The organism is Enterobacter sp. MALB-1 (assembly GCF_041021625.1).
Classification (GTDB): domain Bacteria; phylum Pseudomonadota; class Gammaproteobacteria; order Enterobacterales; family Enterobacteriaceae; genus Enterobacter; species Enterobacter oligotrophicus.
Map to the genome: position 1 here is coordinate 2,276,794 of NZ_JBDPJL010000001.1, position 23,834 is coordinate 2,300,627.

Below are 23,834 nucleotides of genomic sequence, written 5' to 3' on the forward strand. Positions count from 1 at the left end.
CCTGCGGTAATGGCTTAGTTGCTGGCGGTTTTCATCGGCTGATCGGGTTTTTTGTCATTCCCGTCAATGAACGGGCTCCACGGCTGGGCGCGAACCGGCTGTTCAGTCTGCCAGACCACGTTGAACTGGCCGTTGCCTTCAATTTCGCCAATCATGACTGGCTTATGCAGGTGGTGGTTGGTGGCGTCCATGGTGAGGGTAAAGCCCGACGGTGCCTTAAAGGATTGCCCGGCCATTGCCGCGCGGACTTTATCCACATCAGTCGTGCCCGCTTTTTCCACCGCCTGCGCCCACATATGAATGCCTACATAGGTCGCTTCCATGGGATCGTTCGTGACAACGGTATCGGCGTTCGGCAGCTTGTGTGCTTTGGCATACGCCTTGTAATCCGCCACAAACGCCTGGTTGGTCGGGTTATCGACGGACTCAAAGTAGTTCCATGCCGCAAGGTTGCCTACCAGCGGTTTGGTGTCGATCCCACGCAGTTCTTCCTCACCCACGGAGAACGCCACTACCGGCACATCGGTCGCTTTCAGCCCCTGATTCGCCAGTTCTTTATAGAACGGCACGTTAGAATCGCCGTTGATCGTTGAGACCACGGCCGTTTTACCGCCAGCGGAGAATTTTTTGATATTGGCAACAATCGTTTGGTAGTCGCTATGGCCGAACGGGGTATAGACCTCTTCAATGTCTTTATCGGCCACCCCTTTCGAATGCAGGAAAGCGCGCAGGATCTTGTTGGTGGTACGCGGATAGACGTAGTCCGTCCCCAGCAGGAAGAAGCGTTTGGCACTGCCGCCGTCTTCGCTCATCAGGTACTCCACCGCCGGGATCGCCTGCTGGTTTGGTGCCGCGCCGGTATAGAAGACGTTAGGCGACATCTCTTCACCTTCGTATTGCACCGGATAGAACAGCAGCCCGTTAAGCTCTTCGAACACAGGCAGAACCGATTTGCGAGATACCGACGTCCAGCAGCCAAATACCACAGCCACGTGATCCTGGCTCAGAAGCTGACGCGCTTTCTCCGCGAACAGCGGCCAGTTTGAGGCCGGATCAACGACCACGGGTTCCAGCTTTTTCCCCAGCACGCCCCCTTTGGCATTGATCTCGTCAATCGTCATCAGAGCCACATCTTTCAGCGGTGTTTCAGAAATGGCCATGGTGCCGGACAGCGAGTGCATGATCCCCACTTTGATGGTATCAGCCGCCTGCACGCCAAAGCTCATCCCCATGGCAACAACCGAGGCTGATAGCGCAAAGGCTTTTAATAAGGTACGACGGTGCATATTTTCACTCCTGAAAAGTAAGCTGTGCGAATACGTCCGTTACGGCGTGGACGCAGAAAATAAACGTGTGTCAGCTTAAGGAGAGCAAAAAGGATGCCAGAATGGGGAGAGCGGATTTTCGGGGGATGGAGACGAGGATCGGGCGGGAACGACTCAGAATGGCACAGCGTTGCACTTAAATAATGCAGCGCTGTGCCCTGGGTTTACCAGACTTCGCTGGCGATTTGCGTCACCAGACGCACTTTATCCCACTGCTGAGCTTCACTCAGGCTGTTGCCCTCTTCAGTTGAGGCAAAACCACACTGCGGGCTTAAACAGATCTGCTCTTTGGCAACATATTTCGCCGCCTCTTCCAGACGCGCTTTCACGCCGTCCGGGTTTTCCAGTTCACCGTTTTTCGTGGTGATAAGACCGAGCACCACCTGCTGCTTGCCGGGGCGGACAAAACGCAGCGGCGCGAAATCCCCGCTACGGTCGTTGTCATACTCCAGGAAGAACGCATCGACGTTAACGGTGCCGAACAACACTTCCGCGACCGGCTCATAGCCACCCTCTGAAATCCAGGTTGAGCGGAAGTTACCGCGACAAACATGCAGGCCGATGGTCAGGTCGTCCGGTTTGCCTTCCAGCGCTTTATTCAGCACGCGGGCATAGATACGCGCCAGTTCGTCTGCGTCATCGCCACGCTCGCGGATTTGACGACGCTGGTCGTCCGAGCAAAGGTACGCCCAGACGGTGTCATCCAGTTGCAGGTAGCGGCAACCAGCATCGTAAAAGGCCCGAATCGCATCACGCCATGTGGTGGCCAGATCGTCAAAATACGCATTCAGATCCGGGTAAACCGTCGCATCAATGTCTTTGCGACCGCCGCGGAAATGCAGCACGCTCGGGCTCGGAATGGTCATCTTCGGTTGAGCGTTACCGCTAATGCTTTTCAGATAACGGAAGTCTTCCAGCATCGGGTGATCGCCAAAGCCCAGTTTACCCGTGACGCGCACGCCGTGAGCTTTGGTCTGAACACCGTTGAACTGAATCCCCTGCTGTGAATCGTAACGCTCGACGCCCTGCAGGCCATCGAAGAAATCGAAATGCCACCAGGCGCGACGAAACTCACCGTCGGTTACCACGTGCAAACCGCAGGCACACTGCTGTTCGACAACATGGCGGATAGCCTCATCTTCCACGGCGCGAAGCTGCCCGGCATCAATCTCGCCGCTGGCAAATTTCAGGCGAGCCTGCTTGATGGCATCCGGGCGTAAGAAACTGCCTACTACATCGGCGCGGTACGGGGCGTGTTGTCGTTGCATCGAAATCTCCTCTGTCTGCTGGCGATAATTGCCAACAGTGATAATTCATTATTTGAACTTTTAGACTTCTGGATGTCTAAATGTCCAAAAAAGATGTCATACCTGGCCGATGACGACAAACGAGAAAAATTCACGTGTGTTGAAAAAAATTCATCTTCACGACATCAGCGATGAAACCTGCCCGGCAAAATCAAAGCGTTCATCTTCCCAGCCGGTAATCCCACCGAGCATAATTTTTACCGGTAACCCCAGGCGCGCCAGCTTCAACGCGGCCCGGTCCGCGCCGTTACAGTGCGGACCGGCGCAGTACACCACAAACAGCGTGTCCGCAGGCCACTGTGCCATCCGCTCCGCTGTGATCTGGCTCCAGGGCAGGTGCAACGCACCGGGAACATGACGACGCGCAAACTGCTCGATATTCCCGACCACATGCAATAAAACAAAATCCTGTTCATTGTTCGTCAGCGCGTGATGCACATCAGCACAGTCCGTCTCGACACTCAGGCGACGCAGAAAATGCGCAACGGCTTCCTGCGGTTCTGCTGCCGGAAATTCAGTAACATAGCTCATGATCCTTCCTCATCTGTTGTGTTTGTGTTAACACTACTCTATCTATAAATTCAGCCAGTGAATGCGCCTGCTTATGCCAGAAAACAGCAAAAAGATGACAACGTTACGACACGGTGCTCCCCCGCGCGTGGTTGTGCTGGCATATGACGGCTTATGTACCTTTGAGTTTGGCGTGGCGGTAGAGATCTTCGGCCTTCCGCGTCCGGAAATGGGCGACGCGTGGTATCGGTTTGCCGTAGCCGGTATCGAGGACGGTGAACTGCGGGCAACGGGAGGCGTTCGCATTTTGACCGATGGCCATCTTAGCCTGCTTGACGCTGCGGATTTGATTGTTGTCCCCGGCTGGCGCGGGCTGGATGAACCCGTACCGGACGCGCTTTGCGAGGCATTACGGCAGGCCAGTGCCCGTGGCTGCCAGCTACTTTCTATCTGCTCTGGCGTTTTTGTGCTGGCCGCCTCCGGCCTGCTTAACGGCCGTAAAGCCACCACTCACTGGCGCTACATTGAGGCACTTAAAACGCGCTTTCCGGCCATCAACGTGGTTGACGATGTTTTGTATCAGGACGAAGGCGATATTCTGACTTCCGCAGGCAGTGCGGCCGGAATCGATTTGTGTCTGCATATCGTGCGCCGGGATTACGGCATGGAGGCGGCGAACTGCGTCGCTCGTCGTCTGGTTATCCCGCCACACCGGGACGGTTCACAAACGCAGCAGCTTAGCCGCCCGGTAGCACAGTTGCGGGAAAGCCAGCGACTGGGCCAGTTGTTTGATTTTCTGCACCAGCATCTGGCTAAAACGCATACCGTTGATTCGCTGGCTCATCGGGTGGGTATGAGTCAGCGAACGTTTTTACGACGCTTTCGGGATGCCACCGGTACAACCCCCGCGCGCTGGCTGCTGAATGAACGTCTGCTGCGGGCCAAAGATTATCTGGAAAACAGCCGGTTAAGTATCGATAGCATTGCCGAACAAACGGGATTTGGCCAGGCAGCAACATTGCGTCACCACTTCCGCCAGCATTTTGCCCTTTCTCCTGCCCGGTATCGTAAACAGTTTGCGGCAACACCCCGATAAACAGGCAAAAAAATACCGCCATTAACTGGCGGTAAATGCTTGCATGGATAGATTTGTATTTTCGTCTCTACGTTCCCGACACGTCATGCCGGGCAGCGGAACCCTGATAACCTAACGCCCATATTATCAACGGCAGTTAAACAAACCCTTTAACCCGCTTTGGTATTAATTTGCAGATATTGCATTAATCCCTGCTTTGCGCTCTGTCTGGCCTCATCATTAATGGCTTCCAGGTAGAACGAACGCGACACAGAATACGGGGCCTGGTCGGCTGAATAGACGGCATACTGGAACGTTTTGCCTTTCGCGCGACTGGTACAACCTAATTCCCAGCGCTGTTCAGTAACTTTTGCGCTATTACACGCCACTTTACCGTAATAACTGGTTAAATATGAACCGACCCGCACTTCAGCAGACTGAATATAGTCCGGTTTATCATTCAAGCTGTAACTCACACAGGCGGTTGCTCCTGCGGCAACAATCAGAAGCGCAGCAGTGAATACTTTCTTCATTGAATTCGACCCATTCCTTTGCCAGAAAACGCCATTATATAGGATTTATCTTTAAATCTAATGACTGAAAATGTACTAAATATGGTTGTTTACAGACCCAACCAATTAAATTAGGAATTATCTTAATAACGGTTAAGCCTGTACCACAGTTTCTGACAATCCCTTTGCGCTAATTTGAAATTTCGAATAATAACTCAAGGAAATTATCTGCATGATAGCGGGGAATTATCATTCACGGGTGAAATCATGTTGAGAAAAGGATTAACGCTTATTCTGCTGATCTGCGCGTTATTTTCCGGGCAGCTGATGGCGGGGCATAAAGGGCATGAATATTTATGGGTACAAAACGTCGACCATCAGCTTCGTCATGAAGCCGACAGTGACGAAATACGTAACGCCGCAGAGGAGTCTGCAGAGGGTTTACGCGAACATCACCACTGGCAGAAGTCGCGCAAACCAGACACTCACATTCGCTGATTAATTGCCTTTGCGTTTTGGCAATGTTTTCAGCAAATCTTCAGGACTGACAGAGGCCACAATGCTGCCTGGCGGCGGCATTTTGAAGATATGATTTTTCATTTTGCCTATCACGTGCATCTCACACGGGCGGCAGTCAAATTTCAGGGTCAACACCTCGTCCCCATTCACCAGCTGCATCGGCGTTGCTTTCCAGCTCTTGATATTCCCTTTGGCCTGCTTTGGGCAAAGGTTGAACGCAAAACGCAGACAGTGCTTGGTGATCATCACCGGCACATCGCCCTTCTCTTCATGGGCTTCATAGGCCGCATCAATCAGCTGAACGCCGTGGCGATGATAGAATTCACGCGCTTTATGATTGTAAACATTCGCCAGGAAGGATAAATGCGTGTCAGGATAAACCGGTGCAGGTACTGCTTCGGCTTTACGGCTGCCGCGCGGATAGTTTGCCAGGCGAGCGTTATCCAGCATCTCTGCCGTTTCACGGCGGAACTGGTTCAGCAGGCTGTTCGGAATAAACAGCGCATCAGGCAGATTCACCTCAATAGTGCGCGGGTAATAGATCGTCTGACCCAGCTTTGCCACGCCGTCTTTCAGGTTGTTAAGCGCTTTTTCAGCATTGTTTGCCACCTCAAACTGACCGTCAAGCATATGCGTTACGCTGATACCATCTTCGCAGGTCAGGGTGAGGATCAACTGCTCTTCCCAGCCGCCAAGTTCGATATCCACCGCGATACGGCGCTCACTGGAGGTTTTCAGCAGCGCCTGCTGCCAGTTGTGGTCAAGGTTGCGGTTCAGCGCGGCGTTCGGGCGCGCCTTAAAGAGATCGGCAGGCATTTCATTTGGCCACACGCGGTAACGATTTTCGCCGGTTTTTTCCACTGTATTGGCACGGAAACCCACCACTTCGCGTTTGATCATCACGTTCAGGCCATCGCCGTTTGCCAGCGGCTCCGTCACTTCCACGTCCAGATAATCTTTCGCCACTTTCAGCACTTCACCGACGGGAAGGCCGATAAACTTCGGCGAATCGAACGCACCAATATCGCCTTTACGGGCATTCACAAAGTAGTCCGTGCTGCCGCGATGGAAGGTTTTGTCTGTTGACGGGATAAAGAAGTGTTCGGTGCGCCCGGCAGATGCGCGCGCCAGGTCGCCACGATCTTCAATGATGGCATCCAGCATCTGGCGATAGTGCGCGGTGATGTTCTTCACATAGCTCATGTCCTTGTAACGCCCTTCAATCTTGAAGGAGCGCACGCCTGCGTCGATAAGCGCACCGAGGTTGGCGGTCTGATCGTTGTCCTTCATGGAAAGCAGGTGTTTTTCGAACGCCACGACGCGGCCCTGATCGTCTTTCAGGGTATACGGCAGACGACAGGCCTGCGAGCAATCGCCGCGGTTGGCACTGCGGCCTGTCTGCGCATGGGAGATGTTGCACTGTCCGGAATAGGCCACACACAGCGCACCGTGGATAAAGAACTCAATGGTCGCGTCGGTCGCCTGGTGTATATCGCGGATCTGGTTCAGGTTCAGCTCACGCGCCAGCACAATCTGAGAAAAACCCACGTCGGAAAGAAACTTCGCCTTTTCCACGGTACGGATATCGCACTGGGTACTGGCATGCAGTTCAATTGGCGGGATATCCAGCTCCAGTACGCCCATGTCCTGTACGATCAGGGCATCAACACCGGTCTGGTAGAGATCGGTGATCAGACGCTGCGCAGGCTCCAGTTCATCATCATGAAGAATGGTGTTCAGGGTGACGAACACTTTCGCCCCAAAGCGGTGGGCGAACGGCACAAGCCCGGCTATGTCGCGCAGGCTGTTACTGGCGTTATGGCGGGCACCGAAGCCTGGGCCACCGATATAGACGGCATCAGCACCGTGAAGGATCGCTTCACGGGCAATGTCGGCGTCGCGGGCCGGACTCAAAAGTTCAAGATGATGGGCGTGCAGGCGCATACTTCGTCGTTATCCGTTATGGTCAAAATGGCGGCTATTGTATTCAGAAGTCTGCGTCAGCGAAACAGTTTTGCGTGCCTTCAGCGGGGATAATGGATAAGGGAGTGAAAATGTACCGTCCGGGTGCCGCTGTTGCGGTATGCGTGCGGTTTATCGCCTGCGAAACGGACCCCGGAATCGGCGTAAAGCGTGCGCCAGCTTCCCTCAATATTCATCTCAAGCTCACCGCTTATCACCACCACATGCTCAATGACCCCTGCCTCATGCGGTGTCGACTCACTGAACGCGCCAGGTGCCAGCGTAATAGAGAAATGGTCGAACTTCAGCGCATCGTCCCAGGGAAACAAGGGTTTCACCACCATTGCCTGCTGCTGGGGATCAAACACCGCCTGCGGATCGGTTTCCGGCGTGATGAACGCGGAAAACGGCACATTCAGCCCGGTGGCGATTTTCCATAGCGTCGAGACCGTCGGGCTGGATTCGTTGCGCTCAATTTGTCCAAGCATCGCTTTTGACACGCCCGTCTCTTCCGCCAGCTTCGACAGACTCCACCCACGCGCCTGGCGCAGTGATTTCAGCGTGGATGCAAGGTGTTGTGTAATGTCCATGGGGCCTCCCGTTGTGGTAAGCATACCACTTGTACGCTATAACGCACAGTGTTACCTTAGCGTGGACGTTATAACGCACAATGGAGTTTTCATGCGCACCTCAACGCATCTCTTTCCCGCCGTGCTTGCCGGGTTTGTTGCCGTCCTGGTGGGATACGCCAGCTCTGCCGCCATTATCTGGCAAGCGGCTGCCGCAGCGGGTGCCTGCGCGCAACAGATCGCCGGGTGGATGACCGCTCTTGGGATCGGAATGGGCCTGAGTACGCTCGCCCTGTCATGGTGGTATAAAGCCCCGGTGCTCACCGCCTGGTCTACGCCAGGGGCAGCGCTGCTTGCCACCAGCCTGCACGGCGTCACGCTTGCTGAAACTATCGGCGTCTTTATTTTTGCCAACGCACTCATTCTGTTTTGTGGTGTAACCGGGTTATTTGCTCGCCTGATGAAGCTGATCCCCCATTCGCTTGCCGCTGCCATGCTGGCAGGCGTGCTCCTGCGGTTTGGTCTGCAGGCGTTTAGCCACCTTGAAGGAAATCTTCTGCTGTGTGGCAGTATGCTGATGGCCTGGCTGGTGGCAAAGGCATTTGCACCCCGTTACGCCATGGTTGCCACCCTGCTGGCTGGCGGTATGGTGGCATGGGCGACAGGTGACGTTGTCACTAAAAATCTCACCCTGACTGTCGTTATGCCAGAATTTATCGCCCCCACGTTCACCCTCACCAGCCTGGTGAGCATTGGTCTGCCCTTCTTCCTGGTCACGATGGCCTCGCAGAATGCGCCCGGCTTTGCCACGATGAAAGCCTCAGGCTTTCCCTTACCCGTTTCGCCGCTGATGATCTTTACCGGCGGGCTGGCGCTGCTGTTATCGCCCTTCGGCGTCTATTCCATCTGTCTCGCCGCTATCACCGCTGCGATTTGCCAGAGCCCGGACGCGCATCCGGATGCCAGCAAGCGCTGGCTGGCTGCCGCTGCAGCGGGCGTGTTTTATCTGCTGGCGGGGCTGTTTGGGGGTTCAATCACTGCGTTGATGTCCGCCCTGCCGCTGAGCGGAGTCCAGACACTGGCAGGGCTGGCGCTTCTTGGCACCATCAGCGGGAGTTTGTATCAGGCATTGCATCACGAAGCGGAACGCGATGCGGCAATCGTCACCTTCCTGATGACCGCCAGCGGCGTCACGCTACTGGGCATCGGTTCGGCATTCTGGGGGCTGGTGCTGGGAGGGTTGTGCTACACCGTGCTTTTACGCGTTCGCCGCACGTAACCGGGAAGGTGTGATACCCATGACGCTGCGAAAGCGGTTGCTGAAGTGGCTGGCAGAATTAAACCCGCAGGCGAGCGCAATATCGGTAAGCGGCATCGACGTATTCTGCACCAGCGATTTGGCTTTCTCCATCCGCCGCTGCATCACATACTGGTGGGGTGCCAGCCCGATCGACTGACGAAACATTCTGGCGAAGTGGTACTCACTGAGCGCAGCCTGATCGGCCAGTTCCGCCAGCGTCAGCGGCTGCGCAAGGTTCTCTTCAATGAAAGCCAGCACGTTGCGCAGTACAAACGGCGACAACCCGCCGGTGACCACTGGCAGCTTCCACTGCACGCTGGAGTAATTCTGCAACAAATGCGTCAGCAGTAGCGTAGAGGCCGTGCTCAGGGTGAGCTGGTTGGCCTTTTGCTGCCAGTCACAGCCAAGCAGAAACTGACGATACAGCGCGGTAATTTTCGCATCACTGCCAAAGATTTTTTCATCCAGGGTCAGCGACAGCGGGCGCTTGTCCCAGATCTTTTCCCCGACATCCCGCAGATGTTCATCAGTACAGTAAAGATGGACAAACGACAGGTCATCACGAATATCCCACGTGGATTCGCTCTCTTTTGGCATCAGACAAAAACGATCGGGCCCGCCACCGTTCTTCCAGCCACCCGGTGTCTTTTGATAGCTCTCATAGCCGTCTGCCACATACAGGCTCAGGGTATGATGGTTGCTTTTAACCGTTATTGTATCGTGCTTGTTGTACCACGCCGCCAGCTGGATGCCTGAGTTAAGCGCGACGGTTTCCCGGAGCACCGCATTCTGTTGGCGTAACGTTTCAAAGGTGTCGTAAGCGCGAGACATAGCCGTTAACAAGTGATTAATCAGACTGTCAGTCTAAGAAGTGTTGCCGCGCGTTGCCAGATCTCCCGGAATAAAAAAGCGCAAGATTTTGCAAGTCCACCGCAAACGGGTGAAAGCCAGGCACCTGTCCTCTCGCCACAATAGGGTTTTCGCCGTGTGAAAAGAGAGAAACAATGAACGCATTACTTTATGGTCTGGTCGTCGTTATCTGGGGAACCACCTGGATCGCCATTTTCCTCCAGCAGGGCCCCGTTGCCGCACCGGTCTCCATTTTCTGGCGCTTCGCCGTCGCCAGCGCCGCGATGATGATAGTCTTAGTTGCTCTCCGCCGCTTGCGCAGGCTGGCGTTCAGGGATCATCTCTTCTGTATGCTTCAGGGCTGCTGCGTGTTCTGTTTTAACTTCTGGTGTTTTTATACTGCCGCCGCACACATCAATACCGGGCTGGAATCGGTCATTTTTTCCATGGCTGTACTCTATAACGCCATCAACAGCTTTATCTTCTTCGGCCAGCGCCCTCCTGCGCGGTTCTGGACGGCGGCAGCGCTGGGTCTCATTGGGATCATCACCCTCTTCTGGGACGATCTGCTGGCAAGCGGCTGGAGTGCCTCGCTACTGACGGGAATTGGCCTTTCTGCCCTCGGCACTTATGGCTTCTCGCTGGGGAATATGATCAGCATGCGCCACCAGCGCAACGGGCTGGAGACGATGACCACCAACGCCTGGGCGATGCTCTACGGGACAGCCGTAATGGGTGCGATCGCGCTCGTCAGAGGCGACAGCTTTATGCCGGAATGGACCGTGAGCTACATTGGCGCGCTGTTGTACCTTGCCTTGTTTGGCTCCGTGATCGCCTTTGGCGCGTACTTTACGCTGGTAGGCCGTATTGGCCCCGGCAAAGCCGCCTACAGCACCCTGCTGTTCCCGTTAGTGGCACTCTCTATCTCAACGGTTTATGAAGGCTATGTGTGGCATATAAACGGGATTATTGGGTTATTGCTGATTCTGGGCGGAAATATGGTGATGTTTACGAAACCAGAAACCTGGTTCAGACGCCTTCGTATGGCGTAAAAAAAGGGCCTGCAATATTGCAGGCCCTTTTTATTATTGTGCCGTTTTATGCAGATCAAACATGGTGGCATCGGTCGCCAGGTCGTCAACAACCTGTTTCAGCGTGGCGAAGCCCATCGGCGTATTTTCGTTCGCCAGCTCTTTACCTTCGCCTTTACGCACCACTTTCATGACGGGCTTGTTGGTTGCGGCGTCAATCAGTTCCCCCTCAAAGAAGAGATGGGTATCCATCGTGCGGTGACCGGTTGCCATCTGCGTCCCCGCAACAACTAACGCGACGGGAACCACTTCATAGAACTGCAGCCCCTCTTTCTGCGAACTCACCCCGGTGATAGCCCCACGGAAAATCAGGCTATGTTTACCCGGCGTCGTCACAATCGGCTTACGCTGGCCAATCGCTGTTTTCATTTTGGTATTGGTGTACGCCAGAAGCTCATCCAGCGTTTTTTGACCAATCTGGGTGGTCGGTTTTGGCACCGGATAGTAGGTAATCGGCGTCCAGATAATACTGTCGTAATTTGCTTCGTTATAGGAAGGATCTACCCAACGCAGGGTCGGTTTACCTGTCGCAGACGTTGTTTGCTGCAAGCCGGAATAATCTTTTAAAAAGCCTGAATACTGTTCGGGAGCCGCGACTTTTGATGAACAACCCGCTAACGCCAACAGACCAGAAAGCACTGCAACTTTAAAAAAAGTGTGGGTACGCATGATGGAATTCCATGTTATCTGCAAGTATGCATTTGAAGTTATAGCAAAAACGGGGAGGACTTGTTGTGGCAAAAAATGACGATGGCAGCACAAATTGCGAAAAGAGTGCCCGGCCATGTGCCGGGCAGTGAAAAACGACTATTTTATATCCACCTGCCAGAACAGATGTTTGCCAAACGGATCGATTTCATAGCCTGTAACCTCTTTGCGCACCGGTTCGAAAATCGTCGAATGGGCAATCATCACCGCGGGCATTTGATCGTGCATCATCTGCTGCGCCTCTTTGTATAGCGCCACGCGTTTATCATGATCGGTTATCGATTTTGCCTCGGCGATAATCTTATCAAACGGCTTATAGCACCATTTCGATGAGTTCGAGCCGCCATTCGCAGAGGTACAGGTAAAGAGTGGGCCGAAGAAGTTATCCGGGTCGCCTGTCGCCGTTGTCCATCCCATCAGGGCTGCCTGGTGTTCACCGCCCTTCACGCGTTTGAGGTATTCACCCCACTCATAAGTGACAATCTTCGCGTGGACGCCGATTTTCGCCCAGTCTGCCTGAATCATTTCGGCCATACGTTTGGCGTTCGGGTTATACGGGCGCTGAACTGGCATTGCCCATAAATCGATACTCACGCCGTCAGCAAATCCGGCCTCTTTTAGCAGGGCTTTTGCTTTTTCAGGATCGTAGTCGTAATCCTTCAGTTCGCTGTCCGCACTCCAGACGCCCGGCGGCAGCAGGTTCTTCGCCGCTGTCCCCGTGCCGTGGAACACCGCGTCAATAATGGCCGGTTTATTGATCGCCATAGCCAGTGCCTGGCGGACGTTGACGTTATCCAGCGGCGGCTTCTGGGTATTGAACGCAAGGAAACCGGTATTCAACCCGTCCTTACTCATCAGGTTGATGTCTTTGTTCGCTTTCATACGCGGCAGATCGGCCGGGTTCGGGAACGGCATAACCTGACACTCATTTTTCTCCACTTTCGCAAAACGCACTGACGCATCGGGCGTAATGGTAAACACCAGGCGATCCAGTTTTGATTTGCCCTGCCAGTAGTCCGGGAAGGCAGTAAACAGGATACGGGAATCCTTCTGGTACTGTGCCAGCTTAAATGGTCCGGTGCCAATCGGCTCCATATCGACCTTTTCCGGCGTTCCGGCTTTCAGCATCGCGTCGGCGTACTCTGCTGAGAGTATCGAGGCAAAATACCAGGCCAGATCCGCCACGAACGGCGCTTCCGGGTGTGCCAGCGTAAAGCGCACCGTGTGGTCATCCACCTTGTCGATGGCGGTAATCAGGCTGCCAAACTCCAGACTTTCGAAGTTGGAATAGCTGCCGTTGGAGACGTTATGGTACGGGTGGTTGACGTCTTTCTGACGCATGAAGGAGAAGATCACATCGTCAGCGTTAAAGTCGCGCGTCGGTTTAAAGGCTTTGTTGCTCTGGAATTTCACGCCCTTGCGCAGATGGAAGGTATAAACCTTGCCATCCTCGCTTACCTCCCAGCGTTCCGCCAGGCTCGGCACCAGCTCCGTGGTTCCCGGTTTAAAATCCACCAGACGGTTATAGACCGGCACCGCGCTGGCATCCACGCTGGTGCCAGAGGTATACAGTTGAGGATTGAAATTTTCCGGTGACCCTTCGGAGCAATACACCAGCGTTTTTGCGGCGACGGTGGAACTGACCGTCAGTGCAGCAAGCGCCAGCGTGAATGTTGTCAGTTTGCTTTTCATCATTTATTCCTGTCTTTTTAATTCGACGGCTAATTAATTCTTTTGCCATTTCATAAATAACATTAAAGTGAGAATGCAAACACCTGATAAAACAAAAAAGAGAGAATCACTATGCGCTCCGCACTTTCCAGACAATTAACGCACCGCTTTTTCCGCTATCTCGCCATCACCAGCCAGAGCGATGCGAAAGTGAAAACCCTTCCCTCAACGCCAGGCCAACACGACATGGCGCGAGAGCTGGCGAAAGAGCTGGCACAGCTGGGTTTAGACGACATTGTGATTGATGAATTTGCCACGGTAACGGCCGTAAAAAAAGGCAATGTTGCGGGCGCGCCGCGTATTGGTTTTATTACCCATATCGATACGGTTGACGTCGGTTTATCACCGGATATTCATCCACAAATATTAACGTTCACCGGTGAAGACCTCTGTCTGAATAAAGAGAAAGCGATCTGGCTGCGGGTGAAAGAGCACCCGGAAATTCTGGCCTATCCCAACGAAGAGATTATTTTCAGCGACGGGACCAGCGTATTAGGCGCAGATAATAAAGCGGCGGTAACCGTGGTAATGACCCTGCTGGAAAACCTGACGCCGGAAGATCGGCATGGCGATATTGTGGTCGCGTTTGTGCCGGATGAAGAGATCGGCCTCTGCGGCGCAAAGGCGCTGGATCTAAAACGCTTCGACGTCGATTTTGCCTGGACAATTGACTGCTGCGAGCGGGGGGAAATTGTTTACGAAAACTTTAACGCGGCAGCCGCCGAAATACGCTTTACCGGCGTGACGGCGCACCCGATGTCCGCCAAAGGCGTGCTGGTGAACCCACTGCTCATGGCAACTGACTTCATCAGCCATTTCGACCGACAGCAAACGCCTGAGTGCACCGAAGGGCGTGAAGGCTATATCTGGTTTAACGGCATCCAGGCGGGGCAAAACGAGGCCGTGCTGAAAGCGAATATTCGTGATTTTGATAAAACGCAATTTGCTGCCCGCAAGCAGCACATTGCCGATGTCGCAGCGGCGATCGCCGCACAGTATCCAACAGCCAAAGTGGAATATCGCATTGAGGATACCTACAGCAATATCAGCAATGCCATTGGCGAAGACCGCCGCGCTATCGACCTGATGTTTGAGGCAATGAAAACGCTCGGGATCACCCCGAAACCAACGCCGATGCGCGGAGGCACAGACGGTGCCGCGCTTTCAGCTAAAGGGCTGCTCACCCCGAACTTCTTCACCGGCGCGCACAACTTCCATTCGAAGTTTGAGTTTTTACCGCTGTCGTCGTTCGAGGCGTCTTACCACACCGCCCTGCAGCTTTGCCTGCTGGCCGCCCGTTAAGCGGGCTTACGCGCCAGCATGGTGGCAAAACGCAGCTTGATGCGGTTACCGTTCTCGTCGGTGCGGTGCAGTTCACCGACCTCTTCGTTGTATTTCAGCAGCGACCAGCCTTCATAGTAGTGGCTCAGTTCCTGAGGCTTGAAGGCGAACGGGAAGCCCACGGTGCACGGGTAATCCGGCGTATCCATCGCGGCAACAATCAGGTTATAGCCGCCCGGTTTGGTGCAACGCTGCATATTGGCGATAAGACCAGGGATGGTCTTTGCTTCCAGGAACATCAGCACCACGGTGGAGAGAATAAAATCATACTCGCCGTCAAAACTCAGGCTGTTGAGATCTTTAATCGCCGTTTGCAGACTGGTAATGCCTTCCACCGCTTTAATGCGCTCGATGTTATCGATGCTCATCGGGTTTTTGTCCCACGCCGTCACATCGTAACCGTTAGCCGCGAGGTAGAGGCTGTTACGGCCATTTCCGCAGCCCAGATCGAGGGTTTTGCCCGGTTTAACGATCTCCGCGCTGTACAGCACCTCTGAATGGGTACGCGTCAGACCATACTTATCGGTGAAGTAGCTTTCATCAACAGTCATTATTTTTCCTCAGATTGCATAAGCAGTGCTTTATCAGTGCGCACCAGGAGTTTGCCCTGCATCAGCAAGATAAATGTACGAACCAACAACATCGCAATGATGATGTTGGTGAAAATAAACAGCGGGATCGCTATCGCATGGAAGAAACCCGACGGGCTGCTCTGTCCCAGATGCAGGCCGGTGGTTGCCAGGGCTGACACACCGAACGAGAAGCTCCAGAACGAAGCATTAAACGGCTGCGACAAATACCACGGCATCAGGCGCAGCATAAACAGCAGTTGCAACAAACCATAGCCGAACAGCATTTTGGCAAAGGTATCGGCCTCACCACCGTTGACGCTAAACCAGGCGCTACAGGCCACCAGCGCGGGGGCCAGTTGAATGCCCAATGAAGTGCGCAGGGCTGGAGGCAGTTCTCCGGCGCTGCGCAGGCGTTGCAAAATCACCGGCTCAAGGCTGAGCCAGGAAAAGACGCCTGCCCCCAGAAATACCAGACCGGCATCCCTGAACCCTAACGCACCGCAGGCCATTGCGCTGATAAAGTTGTTTGCCACGGTCGGCAGATACAAGCCCGGCGTGGTGGCCTCCTCCGGGTGCTTGCCACGCCAGAGTCCGGCGCTTTGCCAGGCGGAATAGCTCAGTTGTATCACCACGCCAGTGCCGAACAGCACCAGAGAAATGGCACGACACCAGGGCACAAAACCGATCGCGACCAGCATTGTCGTGGCCGGAAAAAGACTCACAAAACTGCTCATCACCGGATGACGCATTTCTGCCATGACACTATGCGGAAAACGCATCGCACGGCTGATAAACGCCACCGTCAGCAAAAACCAGACGGCCACCGCCAGCCCAACCAGAACATCCCCCGGCCAGCGCGTGACTGGCCAGAGCGTGCTGGCATAGCGCCAGGCGAAGCCCATCCCGATGATCCCCAACACCATGCCAAAGTAGCCTGCGGGCATGTTAAGGACCTGTTGAGGATTGTTAGATTTATGCATTTATTTTAAAGTTTAAAATGTATTTTAAATGCCATTTTAAGGGGTTTCGACAGCGGATGCCAGCACTTCGAAAAGCCTAATCTTTGCTACGTTTAGTTAAGACGCTTATCAGAGATCACATAATGAAAAAGTACCGACTCAGCGAGGAAACTCGTCTCTGGCACTGGCAAAACGGCGAGACAGTATCAACGGCCACGCTCAGGCAGATTATTGCCACGGCTGATTTTAACGATATCGTCAGCGGGACGAAAGGCGGCTGGATCGAGGATGAGAGCGCCCTCGCACAGGACGGAAACTGTTGGATATACGATGAAAACAGCGTGGTTTTTGCCGGGGCAAAAATCGTCGATAATGCCCGTCTCACCCAGCCCTGCGTGATCAGCCATCATGCTGAGGTTGGCGGCAATAGCTGGCTGGATGCCGCGCAGGTCAGCCACGGCGCAAAAATAAGTGACAACGTCACTATACAGCAATCCGCTATCCGCGGCGAATGCCACATTTATGGCAACGCCCGCATTCTTCATCACAGCCAGGTCATCGCGGCGAAAGGGCTTACGCCCGACCACGAACAGATCCTTAAGATTTACGATAACGCCACGGTGAGCCAGTCCCGTGTTGTACATCAGGCGCAAATCTACGGCGACGCCATGGTGAATTATGCCTTTATTGAGCACCGCGCAGAGGTGTTTGATCGCGCGGTTCTCGACGGAAACGATCTCAATAACGTCTGGGTTTGCGACTGTGCCAAAGTTTATGGCAATGCGCGTCTGATTGCGGGCCAGGACGATGACGCTATCCCCACCCTGCGCTACAGCTCTCAGGTGGCGGAAAACGCCGTTGTCGAGGGTAACTGCGTGATCAAACATCATGTACTGATTGGCGGACAGGCGTGGCTACGCGGAGGGCCCATTTTGATTGACGATAAAGTCGTTATTCAGGGGCGCGCCCGCATCTTCGGCAACGTGTTGATCGAGCATCGGGTTGAAATCACCGATGATGCGGTTATCGAAGCCTTTGCGGGAGAAAGCATTCATCTTCGCGGGGAAAAGGTGATCAATGGGACTCAGCGGATCACCCGCACGCCCCTGCTGGGCGCGCTATAACGCCTGTCGACGCTAACCTCATTCAGGCCGGGTATGGCGAAGCCTTTACCCGGCACATTTCACGAGATTAACGCATGATGCGATCGTCAACGTAGTTACGTTTGTCCGGCGCGGGCGGGAAATACTGATACAGCCATGTTTCACTGATGGCATCACCCTGACAGCGCAGGAACATACGCATATCTACCGGCTCCGTTGAATCCGACGTTGGATACCAGTCAAACAGAATACGATACCCGTCAAATGGCTCAACGTAGAGGATCTCAACCTGCTTCGCTTCGCCGCTGGAGAGGGTGATCACCGGTTCAATCCCCTTCGGTGCTGCCGCCTTCAGATCGCCACCGACAAAATCAATGGCAAAACGACGAGCCCACACTTTCGGGTAATTTTCACCCGGTGCCCACCCTTCCGGGAACCCACCCATACCGGTGCGTGTGGCGTAAACATTTGCCAGCGGTGAACGGACCGGAGGCTGCGCGCTCCAGTAGAGGCGATATTTAAAGTTAAGCTCATCACCCGCTTCCACCGTTTTTTCCGGCTGCCAGAAGCACACCACGTTATCGAGTGTTTCACCCGTGGTCGGGATCTCCATCAGACCCACAGAGCCTTTCCCCCAGTTGTTGCGCGGCTCCACCCACAGGCTTGGGCGCTTGTTATACCAGCCCATGATGTCCTGATAGTGCGAGAAATCGCGGTCAAGCTGCAGCAGACCAAAGCCTTTCGGGTTCTTGTCCATGTAAGCATTGAACTGCAGTTTCTGCGGATTGTTCAGCGGGCGGCAGATCCACTCGCCATTACCGCGCCACATGGCCAGGCGGTCAGAATCGTGGATTTGCGGGTGAATGGTGTCGCACATGCGGCGTTCGTTATTGCCGCAGCTAAACATACTGGTCATCGGCGCGATGCCCAACTGTTTGATGTCTTTACGCGCATAGAGATGGTTTTCCACCTCCATGATCACCTGGCTCTTCTCGCAGTGGATCACAAACTTATAGGCACCGGTGATACTCGGGCTGTCCAGCAGCGTATAAACGGTAAAGGTTGTGTCGCCTGGCTTGACGGTTTCAAACCAGAATGCGGTGAAATCCGGGAACTCTTCCGGCGTGTCGGTAAAGGTATCTACCGCCAGACCACGCGCAGACAGGCCGTACTGGTAAGTATCATCCACAGCACGGAAATAGCTTGCCCCCAGGAAAGAGACGATATCGCGACGCGCCAGTTCAGGCGCTTTAAAGGCGCGGAAGCCCGCAAAACCGAGATCGCTTTGCCCTTCCAGTTGCCGGGTATCAACACCCGTATCGCCATAGCTGAACAGCTCCGGCCGGAAATGGATCTCACGCGCCTGGGAGGTCGCCTGATCCAGGGAGAACATGCGCACGCGGCGGCGGAACCCCATTCCCATATGGAAGAACTGCACGTCCAGTTGACGGCCTTCAATGTTGTTCCACAGCGACTGTTTCTCATCGTACCGAATGGCGTTATAAGCCTGTGGCGTCATAGTCGCCAGGGTTTCCGGCAGCGGACGCGGCGCACCTCCCCACGGAGTTTTCGCCAGGTCGTGAGCCATGGATTGCAGCACGGAGAAGTCAAAACGACGGCTCTGACCGTCGGCGATGTCGGAATCAGCAGCATATGCTGCCTGGGAAAACAGTGAAGCGAGGCCAGAAGTGCCGCTCAGGGCAGCCATTGCCAGCGAGCCTTTTAGAAAACGTCTGCGATTCATGCCTGAGAAAACGTCCTTATGGTCGTGTGAATGAGTTTCGCGCCCGGCGAAATGACGGCAAGAAAGAACGCACAGCCTAAACAAAAACGGTTAAGAATCCAATTGTTGACCGGCGATTATATGCACAAACTGAGAAATATTTTATGTCGACCAGAACGGCCTGAAAGTGGTGTAAAGAAAGGTATAAAAAAGCCCCAGTCAGACATCAGTAACTGGGGCCAAACGAGGCGGTTATTTTACGCTGACATCGATACCCGGAAAGTACTTATCAGCGAGTTTAGCGATCGTGCCGTCGGCACGTACTTTATCTATTGCGGCATCAAGTTGCTTTTTGGTGGCCTCATCCCCCTTACGCAACCCAAAGCCGATACCACTGCCGAGGATCGTGTCGTCAGACACGGGTTTGCCGATAAAGCCAAACCCTTTCCCCTGCGGCTTGCTCAGGAAACCCGCCTGCCCGGCCGCTGACATTACCAGCGAGGCATCAATACGGCCATTCAGCAAGTCTCCCCAGGCCATATTCTGATCTTTATAAGACACCACGGTGACACCGTGCTTTTCCCAGTGCTCTTTTGCATAGGTTTCCTGAATGGAACCCTGCAGAACGCCGATGGTTTTGCCTTTCAGCCCTTCAGGCGTCGCCTCTACCGCCGTACCAACTTTACCCACTAACTGTGACGGAATACGGTAGACAGGCTGCGTAAAATCAATACTCTGACGACGTTGCTCGGTGATGTTCATCGCCGAATTAATGGCATCGAATTTCTTCGCCACCAGACCAGGGATCAGTGCATCAAACGACGTTTCAACCCAGGTGCATTTCAGGGCTGCAGCTTTACAAATCGCATTACCCAGCTCAATGTCGAACCCTTCCAGTTCGCCGGAGGCGTTGCGGCTCTCAAACGGCGGGTATTCAGCTTCCAGGCCGTAACGTAACTCGGTGGCAGCGAACGAAGAAAATGCACACAGCAGTCCCATGCCGACAACTAACGCGCGTAATTTCATCTCAAACTCCTTAGCGTGGTTTAACCCGACACAGGGCCTGGGCACCTGCCCGTAACGTCGCCTCATCTTTCGCAAAAGAGAGACGAATGAATTTATTGTCTGTGCCATCCGCATAAAACGCCGACAGCGGTATCGTGGCAACGCCGCACTCGATAATCAGCCGTTTCACCATGTCGCTGTCACGCTCATCGCTGAAGTGGCTGTAATCTGCCAACAGGAAGAACGATCCGGCGCTCGGCAGCAGCTTAAACGGTGAATCCGTCAGCAGATTTTGCAGCAGATCGCGCTTGCGCTGATAAAACGCCGCCAGGGACAGCCAGGTTTGCGGATCGGTCATATGCTCGGCAAACGCGTACTGCATTGGGGTATCGGCAGAAAACATCAAAAATTGATGGACCTTGCAAATCTCGTCCATCAGGTCTGCTGGTGCAACACAATACCCCACACGCCAGCCGGTCACGTGATAGGTTTTTCCGAAAGATGAGATAATAACGCTACGCTCCGCCAGTAGGGGATGCGTCGCCATTCCGTGGTGCGGCTCGCCATCAAATACCACGTGTTCATACACTTCGTCAGACAAAATAATGATATCGGTGTTGCGCGTCAGCGCCGCCAGCTGTTGCAGGTCATTCGCAGAGAAGACCTGGCCGCTCGGGTTATGTGGCGTATTGATGATGATCATACGCGTTTTTGGCGTGATCGCCGCGCGCACTTCATCCCAGTTGACGGCAAAATCCGGCACCGTCAGTTTGATCGCTACGGGCGTTGCGCCCTGCAGACGGACAATCGGCGCATAGCTGTCAAACGACGGCTCAAAGTAAATCACCTCATCGCCCGGATGCACCAGCCCGCTGATGGCCGAGTAAAGCCCTTCACTGGCGCTGGCGGTCACCAGCACTTCACTGGTCGGGTCATACTGCGTGCCGTAGAGCGTAGCAATTTTTTCCGCGATACGTTCTTTCAGTGGCTGCAGGCCGGTCATCGCCGCGTACTGGTTGTGCCCGGCTTCCATCGCACGGGTGACGCCCGCAATCAGCTTAGGATCGCAGGAAAAATTAGGCGCGCCCTGAGAAAGGTTGATGGCGTTATGCTGCGCGGAAAGCTGGCCGATAACGGTAAAAATGGTCGTACCCACATCAGGCAGTTTTGAACGTGTCTGCACCGGCGTTCGTAAAGTCATCCTCTGTCCCTTCTCATGAATATTGCATAACTATTCAAACAACAAGTCAGTTGTCGGGACAATCGAATTGTTGTCATAATAGCCATGAGAAAAATGCATACCTGAGGTGTTTATGTCGCGCCGTTCATTCCCGCTCAATGCCGTAGACGCATTTTTAGTCACTGCGCGGCATCTGAATCTCACCCATGCCGCCGGAGAATTGTGTCTGACGCAGGGGGCCGTGAGCCGTAAAATTGCCTCTCTTGAAGCGTGGTTCGGGTTTCCGCTCTTTGAACGCCACGCGCGCGGTTTACGCCTCTCTTCTCAGGGCAGCGCCCTGCTGCCGGAGCTGCAATCAGCCTTTGAGCACCTGCTGACCATCGCCGACCGGGCCCGCGCTCACCAGACCGTGATTCGCCTGAAAGCGCCGACCTGCGCCATGCGCTGGCTAGTGCCGCGTCTGTTAAAGGTGGAGCGTGAGCAGCCGGACCTGCAAATTGCACTCACTACAACGACCGATCATAACGTCAATTTCAAAACGGAGTCCTATGACGCGGCCATTGTCTTTGGCACACATATGAGTGCGGGCGATCTGCTGTTTGAAGAGGCGTTAACGCCGGTAATCAGCCCGCTGCGGTCGGGCGTGGCGCTGGAGTCGCTCACCTTCCTGCATCCCACAAGGGATAAGACCGACTGGTCGCTGTGGCTGGCAAAACAGGCGATACCGACCTTTACCATGCACAAAAATCAACACTTCGATACGATGGATCTCGCCATTACGGCCGCCATTCAGGGACTGGGCGTGGCCATTGCCGATGAAACGCTGGTGGCGGAAGATATCCGCGCCGGACGGCTGTCGCGGCCTTTTGACTCCAGCATTAAAACGGGTGCCAGTTACCGCCTGGTAATGCGCGACACGCAAAGCGATGAGAATGGCCTTATTGCGTTTCGCGACTGCCTGCTTAGTCGAGACTGACGTGGTGTTTCATTACCCGTTTGAAAAGGCTCATTCGGGCGCGCATAAAACGGTTTTCAAGCCTGAAACCTGCATGTTTATTCACACCTATACGTAACAGAACGTCACGTCCTTTACGGCACGCAGGCCAGTGCGTTGGCCCCGGTAAGCTATCGCGAGTCCCTGCTTCACGCGCGAAGTTCACCCAATAATCCGCGACCTGGGCAGAAAACTGGCGGTCGCGTTCGTTCACATAGTGGCGCGAAGGCTCCACCTCACCGAGTGTGTCAAACACATAAGGCACTTCGTTGCCGTGCCAGGCACCGTTAATGTAGGTCGCGTGTTCGGCTTCTGCCACATAGTCAAACCAGTAGCGCCAGCACAGCCCGCCAACGCGCTGCTGCGCCTGCATGACAACGTAGCCCATAGTGGTAAAAGCCATATCCCGGCAAACCTGCCGCCCCAGTTCTTCATCCCCCTTCACGCCAGGATAAAGCAGCTTAATCAGCCCCAGACCAAAACGTCTTTCGCGGCGAAGTTTTTGAATCTGCCCGGCAAGATCAACGCCGAACACCGCCATCACGCTCGCCTCATCGCTGTTCGAACCGATCATCACCGGAACAGGATGCTGGCGGGCAGCAAAGAAGACATCAAGCATGGCCTCCGGCAGAACGCAATCCCCCACAATGGGAGCCGGGGCGATATTCAGCGGTGACTCAAGCGGCCAGAACGCGTCAGCAGGAATGGCGCGTAGCTGTTCTGCAGTGGCATTCTCAAGCCCAAAATGGCGAGCCAGCGCTTCCCCTTGTTTCAGCGCCTGTTCACGCGGCGTATCCGGCAAGGTATACCCGCTCTGCACAATGGCTTTGTGGAACAATCCTTCCGCCAGAGGGGATGCCAGCAGCGAGAGCACGCTGCGCGCACCGGCAGATTCCCCAAACAGCGTGATGTTGTCAGGATCGCCACCAAACGCTGCAATGTTGTCTCGCACCCAGTTAAGGGCCGCGATTTGGTCAAGCAGCGCAAAGTTATGCACCACGCGATCGTCTTCACCTTCCAGTGCAGGATGTGCAAAAAAACCGAGATGGCCGAGCCGGTAATTGATCGTCACCACGATCACATTACGCTTTGCCAGCGCCCTGCCGTGATAGGGAGGCAGGCCACCCGCGCCGATGGTAAACCCTCCGCCGTGCAGCCAGACCATCACCGGCAGTGGAGAAGCACGCGAGACGGGCGACCAGACGTTAAGGTAAAGACAATCTTCGGAGAACTGGCCGGGATCGCCGCCCCCCAGTTCCTGGCAATATTCGCTGTTTTGCCAGCTTGATGCAGAAAATGCCGTCGTCTGGCGCACGCCCTCCCGGTTTTCGGGCGGCCGCGGAGCGCGCCAGCGCCATTGACCAACAGGCGGTGCGGCATAAGGGATGCCATACCACGCATACACATCGTCATCAGTGAAACCAATCAGTGCGCCCTGGCGCGTTTCAACCACAGGGGCGGAGGGATTTTGCATACCGGCCTTCTTTTTCCATCACACC

General features: G+C 54.5%; 22 protein-coding genes. 7 read left to right on the forward strand and 15 right to left on the reverse strand.

Annotated features, from left to right (window positions below):
* Positions 1–14 precede the first annotated feature (14 nt).
* The 3 genes from urtA to ABGB15_RS10870 form a co-directional block, all read right to left on the reverse strand.
* Positions 15–1,286: an urea ABC transporter substrate-binding protein gene (gene urtA, locus ABGB15_RS10860; protein WP_152081085.1), complete on the reverse strand. Its 1,272-nt coding sequence runs from the start codon at positions 1,284–1,286 to the stop codon at positions 15–17.
* 203 nt (positions 1,287–1,489) lie between these two features.
* Positions 1,490–2,593 (reverse strand): cobalamin-independent methionine synthase II family protein, encoded by a 1,104-nt coding sequence (locus tag ABGB15_RS10865; RefSeq protein ID WP_215722039.1) that lies wholly within the window; start codon positions 2,591–2,593, stop codon positions 1,490–1,492.
* 156 nt (positions 2,594–2,749) lie between these two features.
* Entirely contained in the window at positions 2,750–3,163 is a 414-nt protein-coding gene (locus tag ABGB15_RS10870; RefSeq protein ID WP_215722038.1) for a rhodanese-like domain-containing protein, read from the reverse strand.
* 73 nt (positions 3,164–3,236) lie between these two features.
* Between ABGB15_RS10870 and ftrA the strand changes: the two genes are divergently transcribed.
* Complete coding sequence (gene ftrA, locus ABGB15_RS10875) at positions 3,237–4,238, forward strand: transcriptional regulator FtrA (protein WP_152081082.1); 1,002 nt, start codon at positions 3,237–3,239, stop codon at positions 4,236–4,238.
* Between the two features lie 149 nt (positions 4,239–4,387).
* Here ftrA and ABGB15_RS10880 read toward each other — a convergent pair whose 3' ends face one another.
* Positions 4,388–4,750 (reverse strand): hypothetical protein, encoded by a 363-nt coding sequence (locus ABGB15_RS10880; protein ID WP_152081081.1) that lies wholly within the window; start codon positions 4,748–4,750, stop codon positions 4,388–4,390.
* Positions 4,751–4,996: 246 nt separating this feature from the next.
* Here ABGB15_RS10880 and ABGB15_RS10885 point away from each other — a divergent pair, with 246 nt between their 5' ends.
* On the forward strand, positions 4,997–5,227 hold the full coding sequence (locus ABGB15_RS10885; RefSeq protein WP_152081080.1) for a DUF2554 family protein: 231 nt from the start codon (positions 4,997–4,999) through the stop codon (positions 5,225–5,227).
* On the opposite strand, the gene ABGB15_RS10890 is transcribed toward ABGB15_RS10885, so the two are convergent.
* Positions 5,228–7,192 carry a U32 family peptidase gene (locus ABGB15_RS10890; RefSeq protein ID WP_215722037.1) on the reverse strand — a complete coding sequence of 655 codons (1,965 nt, stop codon included), beginning with the start codon at positions 7,190–7,192 and terminating at the stop codon, positions 5,228–5,230.
* Between the two features lie 80 nt (positions 7,193–7,272).
* Positions 7,273–7,800, reverse strand: coding sequence for a helix-turn-helix domain-containing protein (locus tag ABGB15_RS10895; RefSeq protein WP_215722036.1), 528 nt, complete (start codon positions 7,798–7,800; stop codon positions 7,273–7,275).
* Between ABGB15_RS10895 and ABGB15_RS10900 the strand changes: the two genes are divergently transcribed.
* Positions 7,799–9,058 (forward strand): benzoate/H(+) symporter BenE family transporter, encoded by a 1,260-nt coding sequence (locus tag ABGB15_RS10900; RefSeq protein WP_369064274.1) that lies wholly within the window; start codon positions 7,799–7,801, stop codon positions 9,056–9,058. The genes ABGB15_RS10895 and ABGB15_RS10900 overlap by 2 nt on opposite strands.
* Here ABGB15_RS10900 and ABGB15_RS10905 read toward each other — a convergent pair.
* A complete protein-coding gene (locus tag ABGB15_RS10905) occupies positions 9,038–9,910 on the reverse strand; it encodes a helix-turn-helix domain-containing protein (protein WP_215722035.1) in 873 nt (290 codons plus the stop codon). The genes ABGB15_RS10900 and ABGB15_RS10905 overlap by 21 nt on opposite strands.
* Before the next feature lie 173 nt (positions 9,911–10,083).
* Here ABGB15_RS10905 and ABGB15_RS10910 point away from each other — a divergent pair, with 173 nt between their 5' ends.
* Complete coding sequence (locus ABGB15_RS10910; protein WP_152081075.1) at positions 10,084–10,980, forward strand: DMT family transporter; 897 nt, start codon at positions 10,084–10,086, stop codon at positions 10,978–10,980.
* A gap of 33 nt (positions 10,981–11,013) precedes the next feature.
* On the opposite strand, the gene ABGB15_RS10915 is transcribed toward ABGB15_RS10910, so the two are convergent.
* Positions 11,014–11,688, reverse strand: coding sequence for a DUF3313 domain-containing protein (locus ABGB15_RS10915; protein WP_152081074.1), 675 nt, complete (start codon positions 11,686–11,688; stop codon positions 11,014–11,016).
* Positions 11,689–11,826: 138 nt separating this feature from the next.
* The gene (locus ABGB15_RS10920; RefSeq protein WP_152081073.1) at positions 11,827–13,419 is read right to left on the reverse strand and encodes an ABC transporter substrate-binding protein; all 1,593 of its coding nucleotides are present in this window, start codon (positions 13,417–13,419) and stop codon (positions 11,827–11,829) included.
* A 111-nt stretch (positions 13,420–13,530) separates the two neighbouring features.
* Here ABGB15_RS10920 and pepT point away from each other — a divergent pair, with 111 nt between their 5' ends.
* Positions 13,531–14,760: a peptidase T gene (gene pepT, locus ABGB15_RS10925; RefSeq protein ID WP_215722034.1), complete on the forward strand. Its 1,230-nt coding sequence runs from the start codon at positions 13,531–13,533 to the stop codon at positions 14,758–14,760.
* Here the strand turns inward: pepT and tehB are convergent.
* Positions 14,757–15,350 (reverse strand): tellurite resistance methyltransferase TehB, encoded by a 594-nt coding sequence (tehB, locus tag ABGB15_RS10930; RefSeq protein WP_215722033.1) that lies wholly within the window; start codon positions 15,348–15,350, stop codon positions 14,757–14,759. The genes pepT and tehB overlap by 4 nt on opposite strands.
* Positions 15,350–16,351 carry a dicarboxylate transporter/tellurite-resistance protein TehA gene (gene tehA, locus ABGB15_RS10935; RefSeq protein ID WP_215722032.1) on the reverse strand — a complete coding sequence of 334 codons (1,002 nt, stop codon included), beginning with the start codon at positions 16,349–16,351 and terminating at the stop codon, positions 15,350–15,352. Before tehA ends, tehB begins: the two co-directional genes overlap by 1 nt.
* A gap of 122 nt (positions 16,352–16,473) precedes the next feature.
* On the opposite strand from tehA, the gene ydcK reads away from it, so the two are divergent.
* Positions 16,474–17,454 (forward strand): YdcK family protein, encoded by a 981-nt coding sequence (gene ydcK / locus ABGB15_RS10940; protein WP_215722031.1) that lies wholly within the window; start codon positions 16,474–16,476, stop codon positions 17,452–17,454.
* Positions 17,455–17,521: 67 nt separating this feature from the next.
* Here ydcK and ABGB15_RS10945 read toward each other — a convergent pair whose 3' ends face one another.
* The 3 genes from ABGB15_RS10945 to ABGB15_RS10955 form a co-directional block, all read right to left on the reverse strand.
* A complete protein-coding gene (locus tag ABGB15_RS10945; protein WP_215722030.1) occupies positions 17,522–19,177 on the reverse strand; it encodes a glucan biosynthesis protein D in 1,656 nt (551 codons plus the stop codon).
* A gap of 231 nt (positions 19,178–19,408) precedes the next feature.
* The gene (locus tag ABGB15_RS10950) at positions 19,409–20,182 is read right to left on the reverse strand and encodes an ABC transporter substrate-binding protein (protein ID WP_152081067.1); all 774 of its coding nucleotides are present in this window, start codon (positions 20,180–20,182) and stop codon (positions 19,409–19,411) included.
* A gap of 10 nt (positions 20,183–20,192) precedes the next feature.
* Entirely contained in the window at positions 20,193–21,362 is a 1,170-nt protein-coding gene (locus ABGB15_RS10955; protein ID WP_215722029.1) for a pyridoxal phosphate-dependent aminotransferase, read from the reverse strand.
* Between the two features lie 112 nt (positions 21,363–21,474).
* Here ABGB15_RS10955 and ABGB15_RS10960 point away from each other — a divergent pair, with 112 nt between their 5' ends.
* Positions 21,475–22,317 carry a LysR family transcriptional regulator gene (locus ABGB15_RS10960; RefSeq protein WP_152081065.1) on the forward strand — a complete coding sequence of 281 codons (843 nt, stop codon included), beginning with the start codon at positions 21,475–21,477 and terminating at the stop codon, positions 22,315–22,317.
* Here the strand turns inward: ABGB15_RS10960 and ABGB15_RS10965 are convergent.
* Complete coding sequence (locus ABGB15_RS10965; protein ID WP_215722028.1) at positions 22,304–23,809, reverse strand: carboxylesterase/lipase family protein; 1,506 nt, start codon at positions 23,807–23,809, stop codon at positions 22,304–22,306. The two genes, ABGB15_RS10960 and ABGB15_RS10965, sit on opposite strands and share 14 nt — an antisense overlap.
* Positions 23,810–23,834 lie beyond the last annotated feature (25 nt).